This is a genomic window from Streptomyces sp. Tek67B01, assembly GCF_055231995.1.
In genome coordinates this window covers 3354805-3377186 of record NZ_JBUYUY010000001.1, presented here as the reverse complement: position 1 = coordinate 3377186, position 22382 = coordinate 3354805, and the positions used below count along the sequence as shown (strand labels likewise).

The 22382-nt window shown below is 71.9% G+C and carries 21 protein-coding genes, 1 tRNA gene and 1 pseudogene; 12 read left to right on the top strand and 11 right to left on the bottom strand.

Annotated elements, in window-relative coordinates:
• Nucleotides 1–189: 189 nt before the first annotated feature.
• The gene (locus tag ACV7NM_RS15125; protein WP_463410776.1) at nt 190–1281 is read right to left on the bottom strand and encodes an ABC transporter ATP-binding protein; all 1092 of its coding nucleotides are present in this window, start codon (nt 1279–1281) and stop codon (nt 190–192) included.
• Nucleotides 1282–1484: 203 nt separating this feature from the next.
• Between ACV7NM_RS15125 and ACV7NM_RS15120 the strand changes: the two genes are divergently transcribed.
• Nucleotides 1485–1559, top strand: a tRNA-Thr gene (locus ACV7NM_RS15120).
• 98 nt (nt 1560–1657) lie between these two features.
• Here ACV7NM_RS15120 and ACV7NM_RS15115 read toward each other — a convergent pair.
• Nucleotides 1658–3034 carry an NAD(P)/FAD-dependent oxidoreductase gene (locus ACV7NM_RS15115; RefSeq protein ID WP_463410775.1) on the bottom strand — a complete coding sequence of 459 codons (1377 nt, stop codon included), beginning with the start codon at nt 3032–3034 and terminating at the stop codon, nt 1658–1660.
• Between the two features lie 168 nt (nt 3035–3202).
• Between ACV7NM_RS15115 and ACV7NM_RS15110 the strand changes: the two genes are divergently transcribed.
• Both ACV7NM_RS15110 and ACV7NM_RS15105 read left to right on the top strand, forming a co-directional pair.
• Nucleotides 3203–3709, top strand: a complete 507-nt coding sequence (locus ACV7NM_RS15110; RefSeq protein WP_463410774.1) for an N-acetyltransferase family protein — start codon at nt 3203–3205, stop codon at nt 3707–3709.
• Between the two features lie 37 nt (nt 3710–3746).
• A complete protein-coding gene (locus tag ACV7NM_RS15105; protein ID WP_463410773.1) occupies nt 3747–4454 on the top strand; it encodes a pentapeptide repeat-containing protein in 708 nt (235 codons plus the stop codon).
• 68 nt (nt 4455–4522) lie between these two features.
• Here ACV7NM_RS15105 and ACV7NM_RS15100 read toward each other — a convergent pair whose 3' ends face one another.
• The 3 genes from ACV7NM_RS15100 to ACV7NM_RS15090 form a co-directional block, all read right to left on the bottom strand.
• Nucleotides 4523–5026 carry a hypothetical protein gene (locus ACV7NM_RS15100; protein ID WP_463410772.1) on the bottom strand — a complete coding sequence of 168 codons (504 nt, stop codon included), beginning with the start codon at nt 5024–5026 and terminating at the stop codon, nt 4523–4525.
• Between the two features lie 87 nt (nt 5027–5113).
• Nucleotides 5114–5734, bottom strand: a complete 621-nt coding sequence (locus tag ACV7NM_RS15095; protein WP_463410771.1) for a response regulator — start codon at nt 5732–5734, stop codon at nt 5114–5116.
• Complete coding sequence (locus tag ACV7NM_RS15090) at nt 5731–6870, bottom strand: sensor histidine kinase (RefSeq protein WP_463413949.1); 1140 nt, start codon at nt 6868–6870, stop codon at nt 5731–5733. Before ACV7NM_RS15090 ends, ACV7NM_RS15095 begins: the two co-directional genes overlap by 4 nt.
• A gap of 355 nt (nt 6871–7225) precedes the next feature.
• Between ACV7NM_RS15090 and ACV7NM_RS15085 the strand changes: the two genes are divergently transcribed.
• Both ACV7NM_RS15085 and ACV7NM_RS15080 read left to right on the top strand, forming a co-directional pair.
• Nucleotides 7226–7810, top strand: a complete 585-nt coding sequence (locus ACV7NM_RS15085) for a GlcG/HbpS family heme-binding protein (RefSeq protein ID WP_463410770.1) — start codon at nt 7226–7228, stop codon at nt 7808–7810.
• 55 nt (nt 7811–7865) lie between these two features.
• Entirely contained in the window at nt 7866–9278 is a 1413-nt protein-coding gene (locus tag ACV7NM_RS15080) for a M1 family metallopeptidase (protein ID WP_463410769.1), read from the top strand.
• Nucleotides 9279–9429: 151 nt separating this feature from the next.
• On the opposite strand, the gene ACV7NM_RS15075 is transcribed toward ACV7NM_RS15080, so the two are convergent.
• On the bottom strand, nt 9430–10005 hold the full coding sequence (locus ACV7NM_RS15075) for a TerD family protein (protein ID WP_136213763.1): 576 nt from the start codon (nt 10003–10005) through the stop codon (nt 9430–9432).
• Between the two features lie 169 nt (nt 10006–10174).
• On the opposite strand from ACV7NM_RS15075, the gene arfB reads away from it, so the two are divergent.
• A complete protein-coding gene (gene arfB, locus ACV7NM_RS15070; RefSeq protein ID WP_136213764.1) occupies nt 10175–10600 on the top strand; it encodes an alternative ribosome rescue aminoacyl-tRNA hydrolase ArfB in 426 nt (141 codons plus the stop codon).
• 434 nt (nt 10601–11034) lie between these two features.
• Here the strand turns inward: arfB and ACV7NM_RS15065 are convergent, their stop codons facing one another.
• The gene (locus ACV7NM_RS15065) at nt 11035–11640 is read right to left on the bottom strand and encodes a flavin reductase family protein (protein ID WP_463410768.1); all 606 of its coding nucleotides are present in this window, start codon (nt 11638–11640) and stop codon (nt 11035–11037) included.
• 347 nt (nt 11641–11987) lie between these two features.
• Here ACV7NM_RS15065 and cdgB point away from each other — a divergent pair, with 347 nt between their 5' ends.
• From cdgB to ACV7NM_RS15050, 3 genes and pseudogenes are all read left to right on the top strand, one after another.
• On the top strand, nt 11988–13667 hold the full coding sequence (gene cdgB, locus ACV7NM_RS15060; protein WP_463410767.1) for a diguanylate cyclase CdgB: 1680 nt from the start codon (nt 11988–11990) through the stop codon (nt 13665–13667).
• Nucleotides 13668–13735: 68 nt separating this feature from the next.
• Nucleotides 13736–14764 carry a CBM35 domain-containing protein gene (locus ACV7NM_RS15055; RefSeq protein WP_463410766.1) on the top strand — a complete coding sequence of 343 codons (1029 nt, stop codon included), beginning with the start codon at nt 13736–13738 and terminating at the stop codon, nt 14762–14764.
• A gap of 279 nt (nt 14765–15043) precedes the next feature.
• Nucleotides 15044–15410, top strand: a pseudogene (locus ACV7NM_RS15050) (IS481 family transposase); the annotation flags it as partial.
• Between the two features lie 163 nt (nt 15411–15573).
• Here ACV7NM_RS15050 and ACV7NM_RS15045 read toward each other — a convergent pair.
• The 4 genes from ACV7NM_RS15045 to ACV7NM_RS15030 all read right to left on the bottom strand — a co-directional run bounded on the left by ACV7NM_RS15045 (nt 15574) and on the right by ACV7NM_RS15030 (nt 19399).
• Nucleotides 15574–16038: a hypothetical protein gene (locus tag ACV7NM_RS15045; RefSeq protein ID WP_463410765.1), complete on the bottom strand. Its 465-nt coding sequence runs from the start codon at nt 16036–16038 to the stop codon at nt 15574–15576.
• Nucleotides 16039–16281: 243 nt separating this feature from the next.
• A complete protein-coding gene (locus ACV7NM_RS15040) occupies nt 16282–17202 on the bottom strand; it encodes a 1-phosphofructokinase family hexose kinase (protein WP_463410764.1) in 921 nt (306 codons plus the stop codon).
• Nucleotides 17203–17303: 101 nt separating this feature from the next.
• A complete protein-coding gene (nagA, locus tag ACV7NM_RS15035; protein ID WP_463410763.1) occupies nt 17304–18467 on the bottom strand; it encodes an N-acetylglucosamine-6-phosphate deacetylase in 1164 nt (387 codons plus the stop codon).
• Nucleotides 18467–19399 carry an ROK family protein gene (locus ACV7NM_RS15030; protein ID WP_463413948.1) on the bottom strand — a complete coding sequence of 311 codons (933 nt, stop codon included), beginning with the start codon at nt 19397–19399 and terminating at the stop codon, nt 18467–18469. The genes nagA and ACV7NM_RS15030 overlap by 1 nt, the downstream gene beginning before the upstream one ends.
• 209 nt (nt 19400–19608) lie before the next feature.
• On the opposite strand from ACV7NM_RS15030, the gene ACV7NM_RS15025 reads away from it, so the two are divergent.
• From ACV7NM_RS15025 to otsB, 3 genes are all read left to right on the top strand, one after another.
• Nucleotides 19609–20919, top strand: a complete 1311-nt coding sequence (locus ACV7NM_RS15025; protein WP_463410762.1) for an extracellular solute-binding protein — start codon at nt 19609–19611, stop codon at nt 20917–20919.
• Between the two features lie 98 nt (nt 20920–21017).
• Nucleotides 21018–21254, top strand: a complete 237-nt coding sequence (locus ACV7NM_RS15020) for a DUF3263 domain-containing protein (RefSeq protein WP_136213770.1) — start codon at nt 21018–21020, stop codon at nt 21252–21254.
• Between the two features lie 33 nt (nt 21255–21287).
• On the top strand, nt 21288–22139 hold the full coding sequence (gene otsB, locus ACV7NM_RS15015; protein WP_463410761.1) for a trehalose-phosphatase: 852 nt from the start codon (nt 21288–21290) through the stop codon (nt 22137–22139).
• Nucleotides 22140–22382: the final 243 nt, after the last annotated feature.

Genomic DNA, 22382 nt, shown 5'->3' with positions numbered 1-22382 from the left:
GCTCGGTGAAGACGTGGCGACATTCAGTCACCCGGTCGGGGGACGGTTCGACGTGGCTTTTCGATTCCCGGGTTGACGAGTAGGGCCGAATGGCCCGATCTGCCCGGGATTCCGGTTACGGCCTGCCGCAACTCGCGGCGAAGGGGCGCCCCTTGGCGGAGCGCCCCTTCACCGGTGGTGTGCGGACCGTCAGTCGGAGAGGCGCGCGCCGGAGGAGGTGGAGAACACGTGGATCTCGTCGGGGCGCGGGATGACGTGCAGCGTCGAGCCCTTTTCGGGCACCTTGCGGCCGTTGACGCGGACCACGAGGTCCTGCTTGCCGGCGGTGGCGTCGGCGACGGAACCGTAGACGTAGCCGTCCGCGCCGAGTTCCTCGACCACGTTCACCGTGATCGTCAGGCCGCCGGTGTCGCCGATGTCGAAGTGCTCGGGACGCACGCCGACCGTCACCGTGCGGTCGCCCGCGTCGGCGGCGGCGGTCAGAGCCTCGCGGGACACGGGGACGACGCTCTCGCCGAACTTCACGCCGCCGTCGGTGATCGGAACCTCGACGAGGTTCATGGCGGGCGAGCCGATGAACCCGGCGACGAAGAGGTTCGCGGGCCGGTCGTACATGTTGCGCGGGGTGTCGACCTGCTGGAGGAGGCCGTCCTTGAGGACCGCGACCCGGTCGCCCATGGTCATGGCCTCGACCTGGTCGTGGGTGACGTAGACGGTGGTGATGCCGAGGTCCCGCTGGAGCGCGGCGATCTGCGTACGGGTCGACACGCGGAGCTTGGCGTCGAGGTTCGACAGCGGCTCGTCCATGAGGAAAACCTGCGGCTTGCGCACGATGGCGCGACCCATCGCGACGCGCTGGCGCTGGCCGCCGGAGAGCGCCTTCGGCTTGCGGTCGAGGTACTGGGTGAGGTCGAGCATCTTCGCCGCCTCCTCCACCTTGCGACGGATGGTCGCCTTGTCCTCGCCGGCGATCTTCAGGGCGAAGCCCATGTTGTCGGCGACGGACATGTGGGGGTAGAGCGCGTAGTTCTGGAACACCATCGCGATGTCCCGGTCCTTCGGCGGCAGGTGCGTCACGTCGCGCTCGCCGATGCGGATGGCGCCGCCGTTGACGTCCTCCAGGCCGGCGAGCATGCGCAGCGAGGTGGACTTGCCGCAGCCCGAGGGGCCGACGAGCACGAGGAACTCCCCGTCCTCGATCTCCAGCTCGAGCTGGTCGACGGCGGGCTTGTCGCCGCCGGGGTAAAGCCGGGTCGCCTTGTCGAAGGTGACAGAAGCCATGGTGGTGAATCCCTTCTACCGGCAGGAACGTGCCGGACGATCCGAGTGGAAGGTCTAGTCCAGTAACCGGACTCCGCCCGACGCTACCGGCCCGCCCGCCTCCTGTCAGCACCCCCGCGACATGACGTCGGAAAGTTCTTGGCTGGCGGGTTGGCGGGCTGTGTAAAGTGAAGGCGATTCTGCGCGCCGCGCAGCGTCGCCTCGCCTCCTTAGCTCAGTCCGGCCAGAGCAACGCACTTGTAATGCGTAGGTCGTCGGTTCGAATCCGACAGGGGGCTCCGTCCCGGGTCGAAGGTTTGTGGACCGTAGGGATTCGTACGGAAACGGAATGCCCCGGGCCCTCAGGGTCCGGGGCATTCCGCGCGTTCGGGGGCGGTCAGCGGCCCGAGATGCGGTCGGCGAGGCGGGCCAGCGGGGTGGTGGCGGGGGTGTGGGTGGCGGTCTCGCGGCGGTCGGCTTCGCGGTAGGCGGCGTAGAGGGCCTGGACGCCGAGCCAGCGGAAGGGTTCCGGCTCCCACCGGCGGACGCGGTGGTTGACCCAGGGGAGGGCGGTGAGGTCCGTGGACTCGCCCAGGACCAGGTCGCGCAGGGTGCGTCCGGCGAGGTTGGCGGTGGCCACGCCCGAGCCCACGTAGCCGCCGGCCCAGCCGAGGCCGGTGGTGCGGTCGAGGGTGACGGTGGCGCACCAGTCGCGGGGGACGCCGAGCACCCCCGACCAGGCGTGGGTGATCTCCACTCCGGTGAGGACCGGGAAGAAGGAGGTCAGCAGGGTGGTGAGGGAGGCGATGGTGCGTTGCTGGGTGGTGCCGTCGTTGTCGGTGCGGGAGCCGTAGCGGTAGGGGACCCCTCGGCCGCCGATCGCGATGCGGTCGTCGGCGGTGCGTTGGGCGTACATGTAGGCGTGGGCCATGTCTCCGAGCACTTCGCGGCCCGACCAGGCGAGGGAGTCCCACACCTCGGGCGGGAGGGGCGCCGTCGCGATCATCGAGGAGTTCATGGGGAGCCAGGAGCGCTTGTGGCCCTTGAGGGCGGCGGTGAAGCCCTCGGTGCAGCGCAGTACGTACGGGGCGCGGACGGTGCCGTACGGGGTGTGGGCGCGGCCGGGGGCGATCTCGGTGACGGGGGTCGATTCGTGGATGACGACGCCGAGCCGTTCGCAGGCCGCCGCCAGGCCGGCGACCAGCTTGAGCGGGTGGACGCGGGCGCCGTGGGGGGACCAGCTGGAGCCGACGGCGTCCGCGATGTCGATGCGGGCGCGGGTGTCGGTGGCGTCGTGGAGGACGCGGTCGGTCTCGCCGAAGGAGAGCTCGGACTCGTGGAAGGCCTTGAGGCGGGTGAGCTGGGCGGGGGTGCGGGCGACTTCGAGGACGCCGCCGTGGTGGATGTCGGCCCGGATGTCCTCCTTGGCGGCGATGTCGATGACCTCGGTGACGGTCTCGTTCATGGCCCGTTGGAGGCGGAGCGCGGCTTGGTGGCCGTGGAGCGCGGCGTAGCGGTCACGTCCGGCGATGCCGTTGTAGAGCCAGCCGCCGTTGCGGCCGGAGGCCCCGTAGCCGCAGAACTTCTGCTCCAGGACGGTGACGCGGAGGTCGGGTGCGGAGGCCTTGAGGTAGTAGGCGGTCCACAGGCCGGTGTAGCCGCCGCCGACGATGACGACGTCTGCCGTGGAGTCGGAGGTGAGGGGGGCGCGGGGCGGTGCGGTGGCGGTGTGATCCGTCGCGTACCAGAAGGAAATGCCGCCGTTGATCGTCATGGGGGAGTTGCTACACCCGGTTTCGCAGGGGTGTCCAGGGACGCGGTGTCGCGTTTCGGAGGCGGATCGGGGGCCGGTTGGCTGATGCGGGCGGGTGGCCGAGTGGGCGGACGGGCGAGGCGGGCGGCTGGGCGAGGCGGTCGAACGGGCCGGTCGTAGGGTGCGGGCATGATTCGTAGCGCTGAGGCGGCGGACGTTCCCGTCATCCATTCCATGATCCGAGAGCTGGCCGAGTACGAGAAGGTGCCCCAGGAGGCGCGGGCCACCGAGGAGCAGTTGCGGGAGGCGCTGTTCGGGGAGCGGCCGGCGGCGTTCGCGCACGTCGCGGAGACGGAGCAGGGGGAGCCCGTCGGGTTCTCGCTGTGGTTCCTCAGCTTCTCGACGTGGCGCGGGGTGCACGGGATCTACCTGGAGGACCTGTACGTACGTCCCGGCGCGCGCGGGGGCGGGTACGGGAAGGCGCTGCTGGTGGAGCTGGCGCGGATCTGCGGGGAGCGGGGGTACGAGCGGCTGGAGTGGTCGGTGCTCAAGTGGAACGAGCCGACGATCGCGTTCTACGAGGCCCTGGGCGCGCGGCCGCAGGACGAGTGGACGGTGTACCGGCTGACGGACGAGGCGCTGGGCAGGCTGGCCGGGCCGGGGGCCGGGCCGGGGAGCTTGCCGGGGACCTCGTAGGCGGGCCGCTGTCAGTGGTGTGCGCCACGATGGGGGGATGGTGCGCAAGGGGCAGGGTCAGGGCGGTCAAGGTGGTCCGGGCGGGCAGGGCGGCTCGGTGAAGGCGGCGAAGCGGGCGGAGGTGCGGCTGCCGGAGCTCGTGGCGTGGGAGGGGGGTGAGCTGGAACCGGACGGGGACTACGACGGGGTGGAGTTCGCGGACCTCGACCTGGGTGGCCAGGAGGGGATCGGGGCCCGGTTCATGGACTGCGCGGTGCGGCGGTGCGCGCTGGACGAGGCGGGGCTGGCGAAGGCGCGGATCCTGGACTCGGTGCTGGAGGGGGTGCGGGGGGTGGGGACGGACCTGTCGGGGGCGTCGCTGCGTGACGTGGAACTGGTCGAGGCGCGGCTGGGCGGCGTCCAGTTGCACGGGGCGGTGCTGGAGCGGGTGGTCGTGCGGGGCGGCAAGATCGACTACCTGAACCTGCGGAAGGCGCGGCTCAAGGACGTGGTCTTCGAGGGGTGCGTGCTGGTGGAGCCGGATTTCGCGGGGGCGGTGCTGGAGCGGGTGGAGTTCCGGGACTGCACGCTGCGGGGAGCGGACTTCCAGGGGGCCCGGATGGCGGACGTGGACCTGCGGGAGGCGGTGGAGCTGGGGATCGCGCGGGGGGTGGAGGCCCTGGCGGGGGCGGTGATCAGTCCGGCGCAGCTCTACGACTTGGCGCCGGCGTTGGCGGCGCAACTGGGGCTGAGGGTGGTGCCGTAACGGCCGGATTGGCCGTATGGGGTGGAACGGCCGGGCCCGGGCCCGGGGGCCGCGGCGGGGCCTGCGGGTCAGGCGGGGACGCGGGGGAAGCGGGCCTGGAGGGTCCAGATGGCGGGGTTGTCGGCGAGGCCGTCGTGCATGTCGATGAGGTCGGCGACGAGGTCGTGCAGGAAGTCGCGGGCCTCGCGGCGGAGCAGGCGGTGCGTGAAGGTGAGGGGGGCTTCCTCGGACGGCATCCAGTCGGCCTCGATGTCGACCCAGCCGAAGCGGCGCTCGAAGAGCATGCGGTCGGAGGACTCGGTGAAGTCGAGTTCGGCGTACTGGCGATTGGCGGAACGGCTGCCGCGGGGGTCTTGGTCGAGTTGCTCGACGATGTCGCAGAGCGCCCAGGCGAAGTCGAGGACGGGGACCCATCCCCAGGCTGTGGACAGTTCGCGGTCGGCGTGGGTGTCGGCGAGGTAGACGTCACCGCAGAAGAGGTCGTGGCGCAGGGTGTGGACGTCCGCCGAGCGGTAGTCGGTCTGCGGGGGGTCGGGGAAGCGGCGGGAGAGGGAGTAGCCGATGTCGAGCACGTATTGATGGTGTCACGGTGGGGAGGCGGGCCGGTGCCGGGGGGCGGGGGCCTTGGGGCGGCCCCGGCGGTGGGGCGGGGCCGGGGGTCAGGGGAGGAGACGTTGTTCCTTGGCCACCGAGACGGCTCCCGCGCGGGTGTCGACTCCGAGCTTGTCGTAGATGCGGCCCAAGTGGGTCTTGACCGTGGCTTCGCTGATGAAGAGGGCGCGGGCGATGTCGCGGTTGCCGAGGCCGTGGGCGAGCTGGCCGAGGATGTCCAGTTCACGGTCCGTCAGGGTCGGACGCGACCCCCGCATGTGGGCCATCACGCGGCTCGCCACCGGCGGGGAGAGGGTGGTGCGGCCCGCTGCCGCAGAGTGGATCGCGGTGAAGAGCTCCTCGGGGCGTTCCGCCTTGAGCAGGTAGCCCGTGGCGCCCGCCCCGATGGCGCGGGTGATGTCGGCGTCCGTGTCGTACGTCGTCAGGACCAGCACGTGCGGGGGGTTCGGCGTCGAGGTGATGCGGCGGGTGGCCTCCACACCGTCGATGCCGTCGCCCAGCTGGAGGTCCATCAGTACCACCTGTGGCCGGAGCTTCGCGGCCAGCGCGACCGCCTCCTCGCCGCTGCCCGCCTCGCCGAGCACCTCGATGTCGGGTTCGCTGCCCAGCAGGGCCAGTAGACCGGCGCGGACCACCGCGTGGTCGTCGCAGAGCAGGATCGTGGTCATCGGACCGGCTCCAGGGGGATCGCGGCGGACAGGACGGTGCCTTCGCCGGGGGCGGATTCGAGGGTGAGGGCGCCGCCGAGCTGCTGTACGCGGGCACGTATCGCGGGGAGGCCGTGGCCCCGGTCGGGGTCCTCGCCGCGGGGTCCTCGCCGTGCGGTGATGCCGTGACCGTCGTCCGCGACGTCCAGGACGACCTGATCGCCCAGGAAGCTCAGGGTCAGGGCCGCGGTACGGGCCCCCGAGTGCTCCCGGACGTTGGCGAGGGCGCCCTGGGCGATCCGCAGCAGGGCGGATTCGGCGCGCTCGGGCAGCGGCGCGGGCGTGCCCTCCAGGTGGAAGCGGACCTCGATGTCCGGCCCCGCGTCCAGCGCGCGCAGGGCGTCCGCGAGGCGCCCGCCACCCGCCAGTTCCGGCGGGGCCAGGTCGTGGACCAGTCGGCGGGCTTCGGCGAGGCCGCGCGCGGCGATGTCGGTGGCGGTACGGACGTGCGCGCGGGCGGTGGCGGGGTCGCTGTCCCAGGTGCGGTCGGCGGCCTGGAGCAGCATCTGCTGGCTGGACAGGTGCTGCGCCAGGGTGTCGTGGATCTCCATGGAGACCCGTTGGCGTTCGGCGAGGGTGCCTTCGCGGCGCTCGGTCGCGGCCAGTTCCCGCCGGGTGCGCAGCAGGTCTTCGATCAAGGTCCGCTGGGCCCGGGTCTGTCGCTCCATGTGGACGAAGACGGCGGTGGCGAGCGCGGCGACGGCGGGCGGGGCCAGCAGCAGGTTCGGATCGAAGGACGGGGACAGCTTGAGCTGGGCGGCGACGACGAGGGCGGTGAGCAGGGCGACCAGGATGACCGCGGCGCGCGGGGGCAGCGTGCGCAGCGAGGTGTAGAAGAGCGGGACGGCGCACCAGGCGAAGCTGGGCGCGAGGACGACGAGGACGACCCAGGTGGCGACGACCACGCCGAGCCAGATCAGCCGTCGCAGGGTCGGCGCGGCGCCGAGGGCCGGACCGAGGACGTACAGCAGGGCGAGGGCGGTGCCGAGGGCGATCACCCAGGGGGTGCGGGGGTCGCCGGGGTGGTGGAGGAGGAAGCGGGCCATCGAGGCGCCGAGGAGGAGGAAGAACGCGGTGTGGGTGACGGCGGCCAGCATCCGCGTCCCGGTGTGGGAGCCGGCGGGAGCGGGGCCAAGAGGGGCAGGGGCAGCAGGGGTGGCAGGTGTCCCGGGCGGTGGTGCTTGGCTGCTCACGGGTGCTCCTGGGGTGGGTGGTGCGTACGTCCATCCTGAGCCAATCCCTGACGTGCCGGGTCCGCATCGACCGATCGGATGACCCCGGCGTCATCCGGTGCGGTGGCCGACGCGAGCCGGTACGGGGACGGCCGACCCCGGGGTCCGGCCCGAGGCTTGGACCAGCGGCGAACAGCCCGAGCAGCCGGAGCAGCACGAGCAGGAGCAGCCGCGCCGGCCGTACAGGTCCCGGCCCCCGACGTCCTCAGGAGCAGCAGACATGAACACCCGCACCCGCGTCTTCACCGGTACCGCCCTCGCCGTCGCGCTCGGCGCCGGGACCTTCGGCGCCGTCAGCGCGAGCGCCGCGCAGACCGGGTCCGCCCCGGCGGCCGTCACGGCGCAGGACGACGCGCAGAAGGGCGACGCCCAGAAGGGCGACGGCGGCGATGACAAGAACTTCACCACCACGACGCACCTCACCGTCGACGCCGCCACCCGCGCGGCCCAGGCCTCGCTCCAGGCCGCCCAGAAGGAGGGCCAGAAGGTGACGGTCGCGGTGGTGGACCGGAACGGCAACACCGTCGTCACCCTGCGCGGCGACGGCGCGGGTCCGCAGTCCTACGAGTCGGCGCAGCGCAAGGCCTACACCGCCGTGTCCTGGAACGCCCCGACCTCGGTGCTCGCCGGCCGGCTCGCCCAGACCCCGAACCTGAAGGACATCCCCGGCACCCTCTTCCTGGCGGGCGGCGCCCCGGTGCAGGCCAAGGGCGCCCCGGTCGCCGGCATCGGCGTGGCCGGCGCCCCGAGCGGTGACCTGGACGAGAAGTTCGCCAAGGCCGGGGTCGACGCCCTCGACAAGTAGTGCGCGAGGCGGTGAACAGGCTGCCCTTCCGGCCCTCCCGCATAGGATCGAACGCGTGGATCACCGCGTGCTCACCCGCCTCGCCGCCCCCGCGGTCGCCGCCCTCCTCACCCTCACCGCGGGGTGTACGGGGACGACCGTGCAGGGGCGGCCCGGCGCGTCGGGGCTGCGCGACCCGTACTTCCCCAAGGCGGGCAACGGCGGCTACCAGGTCGACCACTACGCCCTCGACCTCGGCTACCGGCCCGCCGGCGGGCAGCTGACCGGCAGGGCCGTCATCACCGCCCGCGCGGAGCAGACGCTCAGCTCCTTCAATCTCGACTTCAGCGGGTTGCGCGTCGACTCGGTCACCGTCGGGGGGAAGCCGGCCCGCTACAACCGGACGGGCCGGGAGCTCACCGTGCGTCCGCGCGAGGACGTGGGCAAGGGCGAGGTCTTCCGTACGGAGGTCCGCTACAGCGGCACGCCGAAGCCCCTCACCGACGCGGACGGTTCCCCCGAGGGCTGGATCACGACCGCGGACGGGGCCGTCGCCGTCGGCGAGCCCGTCGGGTCGATGACGTGGTTCCCGGGCAACCACCACCCCAGTGACAAGGCGTCCTACGACATCACGCTGACCGTCCCGCAAGGCTACGAGGCGGTGTCCAACGGCGAGTTGGGCTCCCGCACGGACACCGGAGACGGCCGGACCACCTTCGCCTGGCACAGCACCGAGCCGATGGCGAGCTACCTGGCCACCGTCGCCATCGGGAAGTTCAAGGTGGCCACGGGCCGCACATCCTCGGGCATCGGCGTCTACGACGCGGTCGCGCCCGGGGAGGAGGCCCGCAGTACCGCCGCGCTGGGGCGGTTGGCGGAGGTGGTGGACTGGGGTTCCGGGCGGTTCGGGCCGTATCCCTTCGCCACCGTGGGCACGATCGTGGTGCCGGACGGCACGCTGCCCTACGCGTTGGAGACGCAGACCAAGCCCGTCTTCTCGGGGGCCCCTTCGGTGGAGCTCGTCGTGCACGAGCTCGCGCACCAGTGGTTCGGGGACTCGGTGTCGCCGAAGTCGTGGAAGGACATGTGGCTCAACGAGGGGTTCGCGACGTACGCGGAGTGGCTGTGGTCGGAGGACCACGGTGGGCCGAGCGCGCAGAAACGGTTCGACGCGCTGCTCGCCGGTGACACCTCCCTCGACGGGAAGCTCGCCTCGGACTGGGACGCGTTCCCGCCGGCGGCGCCGCCGGGGCCCGCGGACATCTCGGAGGGGCCGGTGTACTACCGGGGCGCGATGGTGCTGCACCGCATTCGGCAGGAGGTCGGCGACGAGCGGTTCTTCGCGCTGCTGCGGGGCTGGGCCGCGGACCACCACCACGGGAACGCGAGTACGGCGGAGTTCACCGCCTACGCGCAGCGGAAGACGGGCCATGACCTGAAGAAGGTCTGGGACGTGTGGCTGTACGGCGCGGACAGCCCGAAGCCGTAGCCCGGCCAGTGCCGGGCTTTTTCGCGGGCCGCCGTCGGACGGAAGTGCGGGCCGGTGTGCCGCGCGGACGGGCGGTGGGGTCGGGCGAGGGCGCGGCGAGGCGCCCTCCCGATGGCGGGAAGGGGCCTCGCCGGCGGCGGTGCCGGGGAACTCAGACGTTGACGCCGAAGTCCTGGGCGATGCCGGTCAGGCCGGAGGCGTAGCCCTGGCCGACGGCGCGGAACTTCCACTCGGCGCCGTTGCGGTAGAGCTCGCCGAAGACCATGGCGGTCTCGGTCGCCGCGTCCTCGGAGAGGTCGTAACGGGCGATCTCGGCGCCGCCGGCCTGGTTCACGACGCGGATGTACGCGTTGCGGACCTGGCCGAAGTTCTGGCTGCGGGATTCGGCGTCGTAGATGGAGACCGGGAAGACGATCTTGTCGACATCGGCCGGGAGGCCGGCGAGGTTGACCTTGATGGACTCGTCGTCGCCGGAGCCCTCGCCGGTGCGGTTGTCACCGGTGTGGACGATGGTCTGGTCCGGGGTGGACTTGTTGTTGAAGAAGACGAAGTGACCGTCCGAGACGACCTTGCCCGTCGCGTTGACCGCGATGGCGGAGGCGTCGAGGTCGAAGTCGACACCGGTGGTGGTGCGGACGTCCCAGCCGAGGCCGACCGTGACGGCGCTGAGGCCGGGAGCCTCCTTGCTAAGCGAGACGTTGCCGCCCTTGGACAGGCTTACTGCCATTTTGACTGGTGTCCCTTCCTCAATCACATGACCGCCGGACGTGGCCAAGTTACCGCTGCCCCTCATAACGCGGGGAGGGGGTCGGTAGGTTCCGCCGGCCCGTGTGGCGCAGGCTCGGCGGAGGGGAAATGGGGTGACGGGGCGCCGTGCGGGGGCGGATCATAGGGGCATGCCTGGTCCCTATGTCATCCGTGGTTCCGTCGTGCTGCCCGAGGGGGAGCTCGGCTGGCGGTTCTCGCGTTCCTCCGGGCCGGGTGGTCAGCACGTGAACACCTCCGACTCGCGGGTGGAGCTGCTGTTCGACCTGGCGGCGACGAAGGCGCTGCCGGAGGTGTGGAAGGAGCGCGCGCTGGAGCGGCTCGCGTCCCGGCTGGTGGGCGGGGTCCTGACGGTCCGGGCGTCCGAGCACCGCTCGCAGTTGCGCAACCGGGAGATGGCGTTGGTGCGGCTGGCTTCGCTGCTGGCCGAGGCGACGGCGCCGCCGCCGAAGCAGCGGCGGGCGACGAAGATCCCGCGCGGGATCAATGAGCGGCGGCTGCGGGAGAAGAAGGCGCGGGCCGAGACCAAGCGGGGGCGGACGGGGCGGGACTGGTAGACCGGTCGCTCCGCGGGGTGCTCCGCGGGGTTGCTCCGGCGGCGTTGGGTTGTGCGGCCCCGGCTGCGCCGGGTTTTCGGGGCTCTGCCCCGGGCCCGCGCCTCAATCGCCGGCGGGGCTGGTTTCGGCGGTGTGGGCTGGATGGGCCGCCGGGGGTCGGGTGCGGCGGTGTTGTGCGGCCCCGGCTGCGCCGGGCTTTCGGGCTCCGCCCCGCGCCCCGCGCCTCAAACGCCGGCGGGGCTGATTTCGGTCGGCTGCGCCGGGCTTACGGGGCTCCGCCCCGCGCCCTGCGCCTCAAACGCCGGCGGGGCTGGTTTCGGTCGGCGGCGCTTCAAACGGCGGCCGGGATGGGATGTGGCCGGTCGGGCCTCGATCGCCGGCGGGGTTGCCGTGGGCCGGTCGCGCCTCGCTCGCCGCGGGGCTCGATTCGGCCGTCACGGCGTCAGGTGGCGGTAGCGGCCGCGGAAGTAGGTCAGGGGTGGGGCGTCCGGGGTGGGGAGGGTGGCCGACAGGACGCGGCCGACGACCAGGGTGTGGTCGCCCGCCGGGACGCGGGACTCCGTGCGGCATTCCAGCGTGGCCAGCGCCCCCGTGAGCAGCAGGGCCCCCGAGAGCGCGCCCCGCTCGTAGGGCACGCCCTGGAACAGCAGCCGGTCGCTGATCCGGCCCTTCATCGCGAACCGGCCCGCGACCTGGAGCTGGTTGTCCGCAAGGATCGACACCGCCCACAGCGGCTGCTCCGCCAGCAGGTCGTCCATCCGTGAGCCCTCGCGCAGGCTCACCAGCACCAGCGGCGGGTCCAGGGACACCGACATGAAGGCGGTCGCTGTCATGCCGACGTCCTCCCCCCGCGGGCCGTCGGCCGTCAGGGCGGGCTCGTGGGCGGTGATCAGCGTCACGCCGGCCGCCAGGCGGGACATCGCGGCCCGGAATTCTTCGTCGGTCACCCCCTCAGGATGCGGGGTGGTGGCTGCGGGGGCGGGTTCCAGGGTCGTCTTCGGCACGCCTGGAACGCTAGTCTCGCTCCCCGCCCCGCACATCGGGCCTTGGTCCGAGGCGGGTACGGGCCCCGGTCCTAGGCCCTGCCGTCCAAGCCCCTTCCCGGGCACTTCCCCCGGCCACCGGCGTCGTCGGAACCCCCGAGGACGAGGGACCGCGCGTATCGTTTGCCCCTGGAAAGGAGAGGGAGCGCTCCCCGTCGGGACGAGGGAACTCGCGCCTCTTCGGAGCACGTTCTTCATCTCATGTGACTTGAGTCACAGACGGCAAGATTTGTTGACCCTGTGTACCTGCCGCACAGCTCACTGTGATTCAGTGGACGGGACACCGCAACGAACCGCCGATGACACACCTGGAGTTGCTGTCGAGGTCTCGGGGAGAGCGAGCAATGGAGACCGAGTCGGAGCCGTACGTCCGTCTTGCGACCCTGCGGCAGCTGCACCGGGTGGTGGCCGACCTCAACACGGCCCGGAGCCTGGCTGACACACTGCAGACCGTCGTGGACGGCATCGTCGCGGGCCTCGGCTACGAACTCGCCTGCGTCAACCTCGTACGCCCCGACGGGGATCTCGTCGTGGCCGCCTTCGCAGGTGACCCGGCCGCCGAGGCCCTGATCACCGGTCGCGTCGGCTCCCGCCTCTCCTGGGAACGCCGTCTGACGATGGGTGAGAACTGGGACGGGCTCCGCTTCATCCCGCACACCGAGGGCTGGGTCCTGCTGGAGGACGACGTGCCCCAGTGGCACACCGAGGGACCCGATCCCCGCTTCGTGGACGAGTGGCATCCCGAGGACCGGCTCTATGCCCCCATGTATGCGTCCGGCGGGGAACTTCTGGGTGTCATTTCGGTGGACAGACCGCGCAACGGCCGCCGTCCGGGCGCGTGGGGGCGCGAGGCGCTGCAGATGTACGCCTTCCAGGCGGCGATTGCGATCAGTAATGCGCGACTGCGCGCGAACATGCAACGGGCCCTGGTCCGGCTGGAGCGCGAGCAGCAGGCGCTGCGCGCCAGTGAGGAGTCGTTCCGCCAGGCCTTCGAGTACGCGCCCAGCGGCATGGCCATCGCCGAGATGGGCGGCGACCAGCACGGCCGGCTGCTGCGGACCAATGACGCGTTGTGCAGGCTGCTGGGGCGGCCGGCCTCCGTGCTGCGCCGGTACTCCTTCTCCGACCTCGTCCACCCCGAGGACATCGGCACGTTGCTGCGCACCTCGGCCGAGGGGGGCCGGGCCGAGCTGCGGCTGGGCCGGCGCGACGGTACGTACGTGTGGGTCTCGCTGCGCAATTCCGTGGTCGCGGACGCCGCCGACGGTCCGCGGTTCCTGCTCACCCACGTCGAGGACATCGAGGAGCGCAAGCGGCACGAGCTGCAGCTCGCGCACCGGGCCAGCCACGACGCGCTGACCGGCCTGCCCAACAGCGCGGAACTGCGCTCGCGGCTCGGGGCCCGACTGTGTCGCCGGCCACAGTCGGTGCGGGCCACCGCCGTGGAGGCGCTGGACGCGGCCTTCGAGGGGCGACCGGAGACGGGAGGCGATGCCGGGGAGCACGACTTTCGCCCCGACGGGTACGGCGACCCCTTCGAAAGTCCCGCGGCGCCCCCGGGCGAGGTGGGCCCGTACGACCACCACGTCCACACCGTCGCGCCCGCCACCGACATCGACGACGGGACGAAGGGGCTGGCGGTGCTCTTCTGCGACCTCGACGGCTTCAAGTCGATCAACGACCGGTTCGGTCACCACACGGGCGACGCGGTGCTGATCGAGGTCGCCCGGCGGCTGACGACGGGCGTGCGCGACGGGGACACGGTGGCCCGGCTCGGCGGTGACGAGTTCGTCGTCCTCGCCGACGGATTGGGCGCGGCCGACGCCGCCGACCTGGCCGTCCGGCTGCGGAACGCGATCATCCCGCCGATCCGGGTGGACGGCCGCGCGGTCCGCGTCGGGGCGAGTTTCGGGATCGGCTGGGCCAGCTGCGGCATGTCGGCGGACGAGGTGCTGCGCTCCGCCGACCAGCGGATGTACATCGAGAAAAGGTCCCGTTCCAAGGCGCACCGCCGGGCGGGCTGAGTCGATCGACCGCTCGTGGGCGCACGTGTTCGGGGTAGGCTCCCGTGGGTCGAAAGGAGTGACCTGCGATGACGACGCCCGCGAACAGCGGTCCGCACGGCGGGGCGAACCAGCCCGAGGACGAAGATCCGTTCGGCTACCTCTACGCGGACGGCCAGGCTGCCGGTGCCACCCCGCCCGGTTCCCCCGGCGGGTACGGATACCCCGGCCCCGCGGCCGGTGGGCAGGGCGGTGCACAGCCCGGTGTCCCCCGTACCTCGTACAACCAGGTGCGCACGGTCGGCGATCGGCGCGGCCAGCGCGGTGCCGTCCCGTACCAGCCGGGTCCGGCGCAGCCGGGTCCGCAGGCCTACCAGGCCCAGTACCAGGCTCCCGAGGCGCTCCAGGCCGGTGGCTACGCCGTTCCGCAGCAGCAGACGCAGACACACCCGGCCCCGGGCCACGGCGGGCACGGCGGTGGCGGAGGGTCGAGCCGCCGCGGGCTGCTCATCGCGGCGGTCGCGGTGGTGGCCGCCGTCGCGATCGGCATCGGCGCGGCCCTGGCCTTCGGCGACAAGGGCAAGGACAAGAACCAGGCGAACGGCCAGAGCCAGCAGTCGGGCGCGCCCCAGAACAATTCGCCGAGTCCGCAGCCGAGCGGTTCCGGACAGCCCTCGGAGGCGCCGCTGCCCAAGGCGGACGCCTCGGGCTCCGGCATGACCCTGACCGGCGGTGCGGCGCTGACGAGCACGGTGCCCGGTGCGAAGAGCACGGGCGGCCAGTACGTCGGCAACTTCAACCAGCCGGGCGCGGCGCTGACCTGGACCGTGGACATACCGGCTGCCGGGGAGTACACGCTGTTCGTGAACTATGCAGTGCCCGGAAAGGATGCCAAGGTGACCCTCACGGTCAACGGGCAGAGCCCAACACAGTCCCTCAACTTGGCGAACTTCGCCAAGGCCGAAGCCGGCGCCTGGGAAAAGGGCTGGACTCGCACGTTCGCGTGGATCGACCTCAAGAAGGGCACCAACACGCTGAAGATCTCCTGCGAGGCAGGCAACCAGTGCGACGCGATCTTCGATCAGCTCTACTTGGGACAGGGGCACACCAAGCGCTGACCTGTCGCAGAGTGGGGGCGCCACGGGCCGTCGACGGCGGAACGCGCCAGGCGGCGGTGGAATTGGGCCGGTAGCGGAGAGTCGAACTCGGTGTTGTGCAGGAGACGGTACGCGGCCTTCTCCCGCAGGTCGCACTGCAGGTTCTGGACGGCCTAGCAAGGGCCGCGCACCGTCTGCGGGATGACCGCTGCCGCCAGGACCTAGGTGTGTTGTCCGGGGACGTTGGTGACACGCGTGTTGGGTTCTTGAAATGGGTGAGGGCCTCCCAGTTTGGTGTGGATTGCGACATCTCCACCGGCCCGGGAGGCCCTCGTATCCCGCCGGAATGCCCCACTGACGCCTACTGGCGACTTCGTCTGGCCTGCTGTGTCGTGGACGACGGTTGACCTGTCCGACGGGCTGCGGAACGCTGCCAGGTCAGCCACACGCCGCCGCCCGCTACCGGACCCTGGGGATCGCCGGAATGAGCGACCGTTCCAGCCACCGCCACCACCAGCCTTCCCAAACCCCGGCCGCCGCCGACGAACACGTCCTGCGACTACGACGCGAGCACCGCATCGGACCTCTGCTGCTGGCGGTCCGCTGTGGAATCGCACCCTCGACCGCCCACCGGATCCTGGTCCGTCACGGAATGCCGCTCCTGGCCCCTGACCCCACACCTGCATCGCAGGCCAAACCCCAGCTGGCCGCGTCACCAACCTGTCCGGGCAACACACCTAGGGAGCAGGCTGGAGGGGGTCAGTTCTCGGAAGGGTCTGGCCCCACCGCACACGCGGCAGAGCCAGAGTCCGACATCTTTCATCGGCGTGCTAGCCGCAGTGGACCCAGCCCGTGCTCTCGGAGTGTGTCTTCACAAGGTAGGAGGAGCCGGGGCTAACCCAGGCGCCTGTGATAGAGCCCCAGAGTTTGATGCACCTGCCAGGGGCGCGGAGGTAGACCGGGCCCGCGTAGTTCGTGTAGGCCCGCTGGCCATCGATGTCGCTATTGCCGCTGGTGTCCTCGATGCTGATGTTCATGCCGTCGGTGACAGAGAACTGTTGGTCGCGGCGGAGGATCGCGCAGTTCACACCATTGGAACTGTTGTAGTAAAGGAACATGACGCCGGCACCGGTAGCGCCCTGATCGTCGCCGAGTGGGTAGGCGTCCTGGTAGTAGTAGCCCGCGCCGCAGGAGCCCGACGAGATCGTCTGGGCCTGAGCGGGGACCGCGGCCAGAGTGGAGACGGCCACCACCCCGGTGATGATGGCGAGTGCCCTTCGGGCGATTCGGTTCACGTGATTCAGCCTCGTGTCTTCTAAGATCAAATGACCTTTTGATCTTAGCCCGACCGGCCTTCCGGGCCTGCCCCTGTAGCAGCTGTCAAGTGCAGAAGCACAGAGCGGCACTGACGGTCGTTCAGAAGCTAGAGCGGGTCTTCGGTCTCATAACCGTTTCTTACCCTCAGCGCCGAGGTGTCTGCGATGTCCAGCTGCTCGGCGAGGTGGTCGACGACCTTCCCGGACGCCTCAGTGGGGCGGTCAGTTGCTGCCGGTGACGGAGATGGCGTGCCGTACCTGTTCATAGGTGCGGGGGTCGAACTCTCCCGCCGCCGGGGCGTGCACGGTGGCCGCCGAGAGGGCCACGGCGCGGGTCAGGCGGGCGGGCCAGTCCAGACCCTCCGTCAGGGCCGAGAGCAGGCCCGCGACGGCGGAGTCACCGGCGCCGGTGGGGTTGCCGGTGAGCGGGCGGGGCGGGGCGGCCTGCCAGGTGCCGTCGGCGGTGGCGGCGAGCAGCCCGGCCGGGCCGAGGGAGGTGACCACCGCGTGGGCGCCGCGCCGGCGGGCGTCGCGGGTGGCGGGCAGCGGGTCGCGGGAGCCGGTCAGTTCGGCCAGCTCGGCGGCGTTCGGTTTGATCATCTCGGGGCGGGCGGCGACGCCCCGGCGGAGCGCCTCGCCGCTGGTGTCCAGCAGTACGGGGACGCCGGCCGCGCGGGCGGTGCGGACGAGTACCGCGTACGCGCCCACGGGCACGCCCGGCGGCAGGCTCCCGCAGAGCGCGACCGCGCGGGCCCCGGCCAGGAGTTCCTCGTAGCGGGACTGGAAGCGCGTCCATTCCGCGGAAGTGATCTGCGGGCCCGGTTCGTTGAACTGCGTGGTGTCGCCGGAGGCTTCGTCGACCACCGCGAGGGTGCGCCGGGTGGTGCCCGCGCAGGGGAGCAGGGCGTCCGTCACGCCGGGGTCGGCGGCCAGCAGTTCCCGTACGACCGCGCCCACCGCGCCGCCCGCGAACCCGGTCGCGGTGACCCGGTGGCCGAGCGCGGCGAGCACGCGGGCGACGTTGACGCCCTTGCCGCCGGGGCGTTCGGTCGCGCCGGTGACCCGGTGCGAGGTGTGCGGGAGCAGTCGAGGCACCCGGTAGGTGACGTCGAGTGCGGCGTTGAGGGTCACGGTGAGGATCATGGTCAGCCCCGGTCTTGGTGTGTGCCGGGATCATGCCAAACCGCGGGCCGTCCGCCCAGTCCGGCGGCGCGACGGCCCTTCCCGTCCAGCCGATCGGCCTCTCAGGCGCCGGGGTCGACGCCGGGGTTGACGATCCATTCGCCGCGCCGCATGACGCCCTTGAGCCCGAATTCGGCGTCCAGCACCACGAGGTCGGCGTACTTGCCGGGCTCCAGCGAGCCGACCTGGTCGTACAGGCCGATCAGCTTGGCCGGGTTGGCGGAGATCGCCTGGACCACCGACTCGACGGGCAGCTTGTCGACGGTCACCGCGCGCTTGAAGGCGGTGTCCAGGGTCAGCGTGGAGCCGGCGATCGAGCCGCCCTCCACGAGGCGGGCGACCCCGTCCTTGACCTCGACCTCCAGCGGCCCGAGATGGTAGGTGCCGTCGCCGAAACCGGCCGCGTCCATCGCGTCGGTGATCAGCGCGACGCGGTGGGCGCCCGCATGGTGGAAGGCCAGTTCCAGCATCGCCGGGTGCAGGTGCGTGCCGTCGTTGATCAGCTCGACGGTGATCCGCTCGTCCTCCAGCAGCGCCGCGATCGGGCCGGGGGCACGGTGTTCGAGACCGGGCATCGCGTTGTACAGGTGGGTGGCCACGGTGGCGCCCGCGTCGATGGCCCGCCGGGTCTGGTCGTAGGTGGCGTCGGTGTGGCCGATCGCGGCGATGACCCCGTGTTCGGCCAACAGGCGTACGGAGTCCAGGCCGCCGGGGAGTTCGGTGGCGAGGGTGACCATACGGGCGGCGCCGTGGGCGGCGTCGACCAGCTTGCGGACCTCGGCCGGGTCGGGGTCGCGGAGCAGCTCCGCCTTGTGGGCGCCCTTGCGGCAGGCGTTGATGAAGGGGCCCTCGAAGTGGACGCCCGCGATCTCGCCCTGCTGCGTCAGCTCGGCCAGGAGCCCGGCGCGGCGGGCCAGTTCGTCGAGTTCGCCGGTGACGGTGGAGGCGACCAGAGTGGTCGTACCGTGCTCGCGGTGGGTGCGTACGCCCTTGAGGACCTCTTCGGCGGTTCCGGAGGTGAAGGAGGCGCCGCCGCCGCCGTGGTTGTGCATGTCCACGAAGCCGGGGACGATCCAGTGCCCGGCGAGGTCGGTCACGGGGGTGTCCGGGGCGGCGCTGCCCGCGATCCGCTCGCCGTCGACGATGACGCGGCCGCCGGCCACGATCCCGGTGGGCAGCACCACCTTGGCACCTGACAGAACAGTGCTCTGTGTGCTTGCGGCCATCAGGCAGGTACCTCCGTGGCGAGTAGGTCCCAGGCGAGCAGCCCTGCGCCCAGGCATCCGGCGGTGTCCCCGAGGGCCGCCGGAACGATCTCGGGCAGCCGCTGGAACGTCACGCGCTCCTCGACGGCCGTCCGAAGAGGTGTGAACAAGGTTTCCCCCGCCTCGGCCAGGCCGCCACCGATGATCACCGTGCGCGGGTCCAGCAGGGTGATGGCGGTGACCAGGCCGTCGGCGAGGGCGTCGAGGGCGGCCAGCCACACCTCGCGGGCGCGGGCGTCACCGGATTCGACGGCCTTGGCGCAGTGCGCGGCGTCCGCGTCGGGGTCGCCGGAGGCGGCGGCCCAGGCGCGGCTGACGGCGGAGGCGGAGGCGAGGGTCTCCAGGCAGCCGTGCTGACCGCAGCCGCAAGCCGGGCCGCCCCGACGGACCACGATGTGACCGATCTCGCCCGCGTAGCCGTGGGCGCCCGCCTCGATGCGGCCGGCCAGGCCGATGGCGCCGGCGATGCCGGTGCCGAGCGGGACGAACAGGAACCGGTCGGCGCCCCTACCCGCGCCGATCCGGCCTTCGGCGAGGCCGCCCGTGCGCACGTCGTGCCCGAGGGCCACCGGGATGCCGCCGAGGCGGGCGCCGAGCAGCTCGCGCATCGGTACGTCGCGCCAGCCCAGGTTCGCCGCGTAGACGGCGGTCCCCTGCTCGGCGTCGACGATGCCGGGCACCGCGACGCCGGCGGCCGAGGCGGCCTCGCCGAGGTGCTCGCGGCCGTGCGCGAGGAGGTCGGCGGCGAAGCCGAGGATCGTCTCGACGACGGCCTCGGGGCCCCGCTCGCGACCGGTGGCGCGGCGCGCCTCGTGCAGCAGGGTGCCGTCCTCGGCGATGAGGGCGGCCTTCATCCCGGTGCCGCCCACATCGAGGGCGATGACGTGTTTCACGGGTTTCACAGAGGACAGTCTCGCGTGCTCGGGAGGCAAAGGTCTAGTCCATTGGGAGGAATGTTGAGCAGCCATACGAATCCGGGAGCCCGCTCCCACAACGGTCCGGACACGGTCCGGGCGAGCGGCGCGTTCCGGATGTGAAGCAGCCGGAAAGTGGTGTAGACCTTACGACGAATAGTAGGTACGACAAGGGGTGGATCAGAACTGTGAAGGGCCGTTACCTGAGCCTGGCCGCGACCGGGGCCGCGCTCTGTCTGACCGTCGTGACGCTGACGGGCTGCGGAGCCTTGGGCCTCACCGGGGACAACGACGTGACCCTGCGGGTCGTGGCGGCCGACTACGGCGACAATCCACAGAACTCCTCCGCCGCCTACTGGAAGGAGCTCGGGGACTCCTTCGAGAAGACCCACCCCGGGATCAACGTCGAGGTCAGCGTCTACTCCTGGACCGAGGTCGACGCCAAGGTCGCCGAGATGGTCAAGGCCCACAAGGCCCCCGACATCGCGCAGATCGGCGCCTACGCCGACTACGCGGAAGCCGGGAAGCTGTACTCCGCCGAGGAACTGCTCTCCGTGCAGACCGAGGCCGACTTCCTCGGGCCGCTCGCCGACGCCGGCAAGGTCAGGCACACCCAGTACGGCATGCCCTTCGTCGCCAGCACCCGGCTGCTCTTCTACAACGAGAAGCTGCTCACCGACGCCGGCGTCATACCCAAGGACGCCAAGGGCGGCTGGCAGCCCAAGAGCTGGGCGGACCTGGAAGCGGCCGCCAAGAAGCTCAAGGCCGCGGGCGTCCCGACCCCCCTCGCGCTGCCGCTGGGCCGCGAGGAGGCACAGGCCGAGTCGATGATGTGGATGCTGTCGGGCGGGGGCGGTTACACCGACAACGAGGACAGCTACGAGATCGACTCCCCCGAGAACGTCAAGACCTTCGAGTTCCTGCGCGACAAGATGGTCGGTCAGGGCCTGACCGGTCCCGTCGAGCCCGGCAAGCTCGACCGGCAGGCCGCCTTCGACGCCTTCGCGCGCGGCGAGGTCGGCATGCTCAACGGCCACCCGACCCTGCTCAAGCAGGCCGGCGGCAAGGGGATCAAGTTCGGGATGGTGCCCATGCCGACGGCCGACGGCACCGACCACCCCACGATGGGCGTCGCCGACTGGGTCATGGCGTTCAAGAACGGCCACAAGGCGCAGACGGGCAAGTTCCTCGACTACCTGTACGAGGCGAAGAACGTGACGGCCTTCACCAACAAGTACGACCTGCTGCCCGTCACCACCAGCGGCTACCGGGCCATGGAAGCCGCCGCGGCCGGCGGCGGGGGCTCGGCGTCGCAGCTCAAGACCTTCCTGACGGCGCTGCCGACCGCGCGGCTGTACCCGGTCGGCAAGAAGTCGTGGGCCGGGGTGAGCGAGGACGTCAAGCAGAACATCGGCAAGGTGGTCCAGCCGGGCGGGCAACCGGAGAAGGTGCTGGGCGGCATCGCCGACGCGGCGCGGAAGGCCGACGGCGACCGCTGAGGCGGCGGCGGCCGGGGCCGGGTGGGTCTGGGCGGGTCCGGCCGGGGGCGTTCGGGTCCGGCCGGGGGCGTGTCGGTGGACGGCGTTAATCTGGCCGTATGACGGACGACGGGCGATTGACGGCCGCCGAGGCCGCCGTGCTCGCGTACGAGGGACGCACCTGGTCGGGGCCCGGAGCCAAGGAACGGGCCATCCGGGAAGGGCTGGGGATGACCCCGGTCCGGTACTACCAGCTGCTCAACGCCCTGATGGACGATCCGCGGGCCCTGGAGCACGCCCCCGGCACGGTCAACCGGCTCCGCAGAATCCGCGCGGCACAGCGCGCCCGGCGATAGCAGTCGTACGAATGGACCGTTAGGGTCTTCCCCATGGGGAGCAATGCGCACGATATGCCGATGCCCGTGCCCGCCACCGCCGCCGGACGCGAGGGACTCGAAGCCCTCCTCCGCGCGCCGCGCCGATCCGTGGTGGCCCTCGACTTCGACGGCACCCTCGCCGACATAGTTCCCGACCCCGACCAGGCGCGCGCCCACGCGGACGCCGTGCCGGCGCTGTCCGCGCTCGCGCCGGAGGTGCTGTCCGTGGCGGTCGTCACCGGCCGGCCGGCCGGGGTCGCCGTCCGCCACGGGGGCTTCGCGGGGGTCCCGGGCCTGGAACACCTCGTGGTCCTCGGGCACTACGGGGCCGAGCGGTGGGACGCCGTCAGCGGGCTGGTCCACGCGCCCGCCGAGCATCCGGGGGTGGCGGCCGTACGGGCCGAGCTGCCCGGGTTCCTGGAATCCATCGGGGCGTGGCGCGGGACCTGGATCGAGGAGAAGGGCCGGGCACTGGCCGTCCACACCCGGCGCGCCGAGGACCCGGAGGCGGCGTTCGAAGCGCTGCGGGCGCCGCTGGCGGAGCTGGCGGCCCGACACGGACTGATGGTGGAGCCGGGGCGGGCGGTGCTGGAGCTGCGGCCGCCGGGTGTCGACAAGGGCGTCGCCCTGACGGAGTACCTGGAGGAGGTCGGCGCGGAGGCGGTGCTGTACGCGGGCGACGACCTGGGGGACCTGGCGGCGTACGCCGCCGTCGAGAAGCGGCGCGCGGAGGGATTGCCGGGGCTGCTGGTGTGCAGCTCGTCGGAGGTCCCTGAACTGGCGTCCCGCGCGGACCTGGTCCTCCCGGGACCGGCGGAGGTCGCGGCGTTCCTCGCGACCCTGGCGGCGGCCCTGCGGGGCTGACCTGCGGGGTACCGGTCCCTGCGGGGTGCCGGGGCCGGGGGTTCTGGGCTCCGCCCAGGCCCGCGCCTCAATCGCCGGCGAGGCTGCGTGTACCGCTGCGTGTACCCGGGGTCCGTGCCGCGTGCGCCGGCCGGAACCGGGGCCCTGGGCTCTGCCCAGACCCGCGCCTCAATCGCCGGCGGGGCTGGATTTGCCCGGTCGGCATCTCAGCCGTGAGCCGGGTTGGGGGTTCTGGGTTCCGCT

Bases quoted from the DNA above. Each gene is read 5' to 3' on its own strand.
- ACV7NM_RS15105 (WP_463410773.1), top strand. From the start codon at position 3,747: ATGGTGCGCAAGGGGCAGGGTCAGGGCGGTCAAGGTGGTCCGGGCGGG.
- ACV7NM_RS15020 (WP_136213770.1), top strand. From the start codon at position 21,018: ATGACGGACGACGGGCGATTGACGGCCGCCGAGGCCGCCGTGCTCGCG.
- ACV7NM_RS15090 (WP_463413949.1), bottom strand. From the start codon at position 6,870: ATGCTGGCCGCCGTCACCCACACCGCGTTCTTCCTCCTCCTCGGCGCC.
- nagA (WP_463410763.1), bottom strand. From the start codon at position 18,467: ATGGCCGCAAGCACACAGAGCACTGTTCTGTCAGGTGCCAAGGTGGTG.
- ACV7NM_RS15125 (WP_463410776.1), bottom strand. From the start codon at position 1,281: ATGGCTTCTGTCACCTTCGACAAGGCGACCCGGCTTTACCCCGGCGGC.
- ACV7NM_RS15065 (WP_463410768.1), bottom strand. From the start codon at position 11,640: ATGTGCGGGGCGGGGAGCGAGACTAGCGTTCCAGGCGTGCCGAAGACG.
- cdgB (WP_463410767.1), top strand. From the start codon at position 11,988: ATGGAGACCGAGTCGGAGCCGTACGTCCGTCTTGCGACCCTGCGGCAG.
- ACV7NM_RS15040 (WP_463410764.1), bottom strand. From the start codon at position 17,202: ATGATCCTCACCGTGACCCTCAACGCCGCACTCGACGTCACCTACCGG.
- ACV7NM_RS15085 (WP_463410770.1), top strand. From the start codon at position 7,226: ATGAACACCCGCACCCGCGTCTTCACCGGTACCGCCCTCGCCGTCGCG.
- ACV7NM_RS15110 (WP_463410774.1), top strand. From the start codon at position 3,203: ATGATTCGTAGCGCTGAGGCGGCGGACGTTCCCGTCATCCATTCCATG.
- arfB (WP_136213764.1), top strand. From the start codon at position 10,175: ATGCCTGGTCCCTATGTCATCCGTGGTTCCGTCGTGCTGCCCGAGGGG.
- ACV7NM_RS15055 (WP_463410766.1), top strand. From the start codon at position 13,736: ATGACGACGCCCGCGAACAGCGGTCCGCACGGCGGGGCGAACCAGCCC.
- ACV7NM_RS15075 (WP_136213763.1), bottom strand. From the start codon at position 10,005: ATGGCAGTAAGCCTGTCCAAGGGCGGCAACGTCTCGCTTAGCAAGGAG.
- ACV7NM_RS15095 (WP_463410771.1), bottom strand. From the start codon at position 5,734: ATGACCACGATCCTGCTCTGCGACGACCACGCGGTGGTCCGCGCCGGT.
- otsB (WP_463410761.1), top strand. From the start codon at position 21,288: ATGGGGAGCAATGCGCACGATATGCCGATGCCCGTGCCCGCCACCGCC.
- ACV7NM_RS15115 (WP_463410775.1), bottom strand. From the start codon at position 3,034: ATGACGATCAACGGCGGCATTTCCTTCTGGTACGCGACGGATCACACC.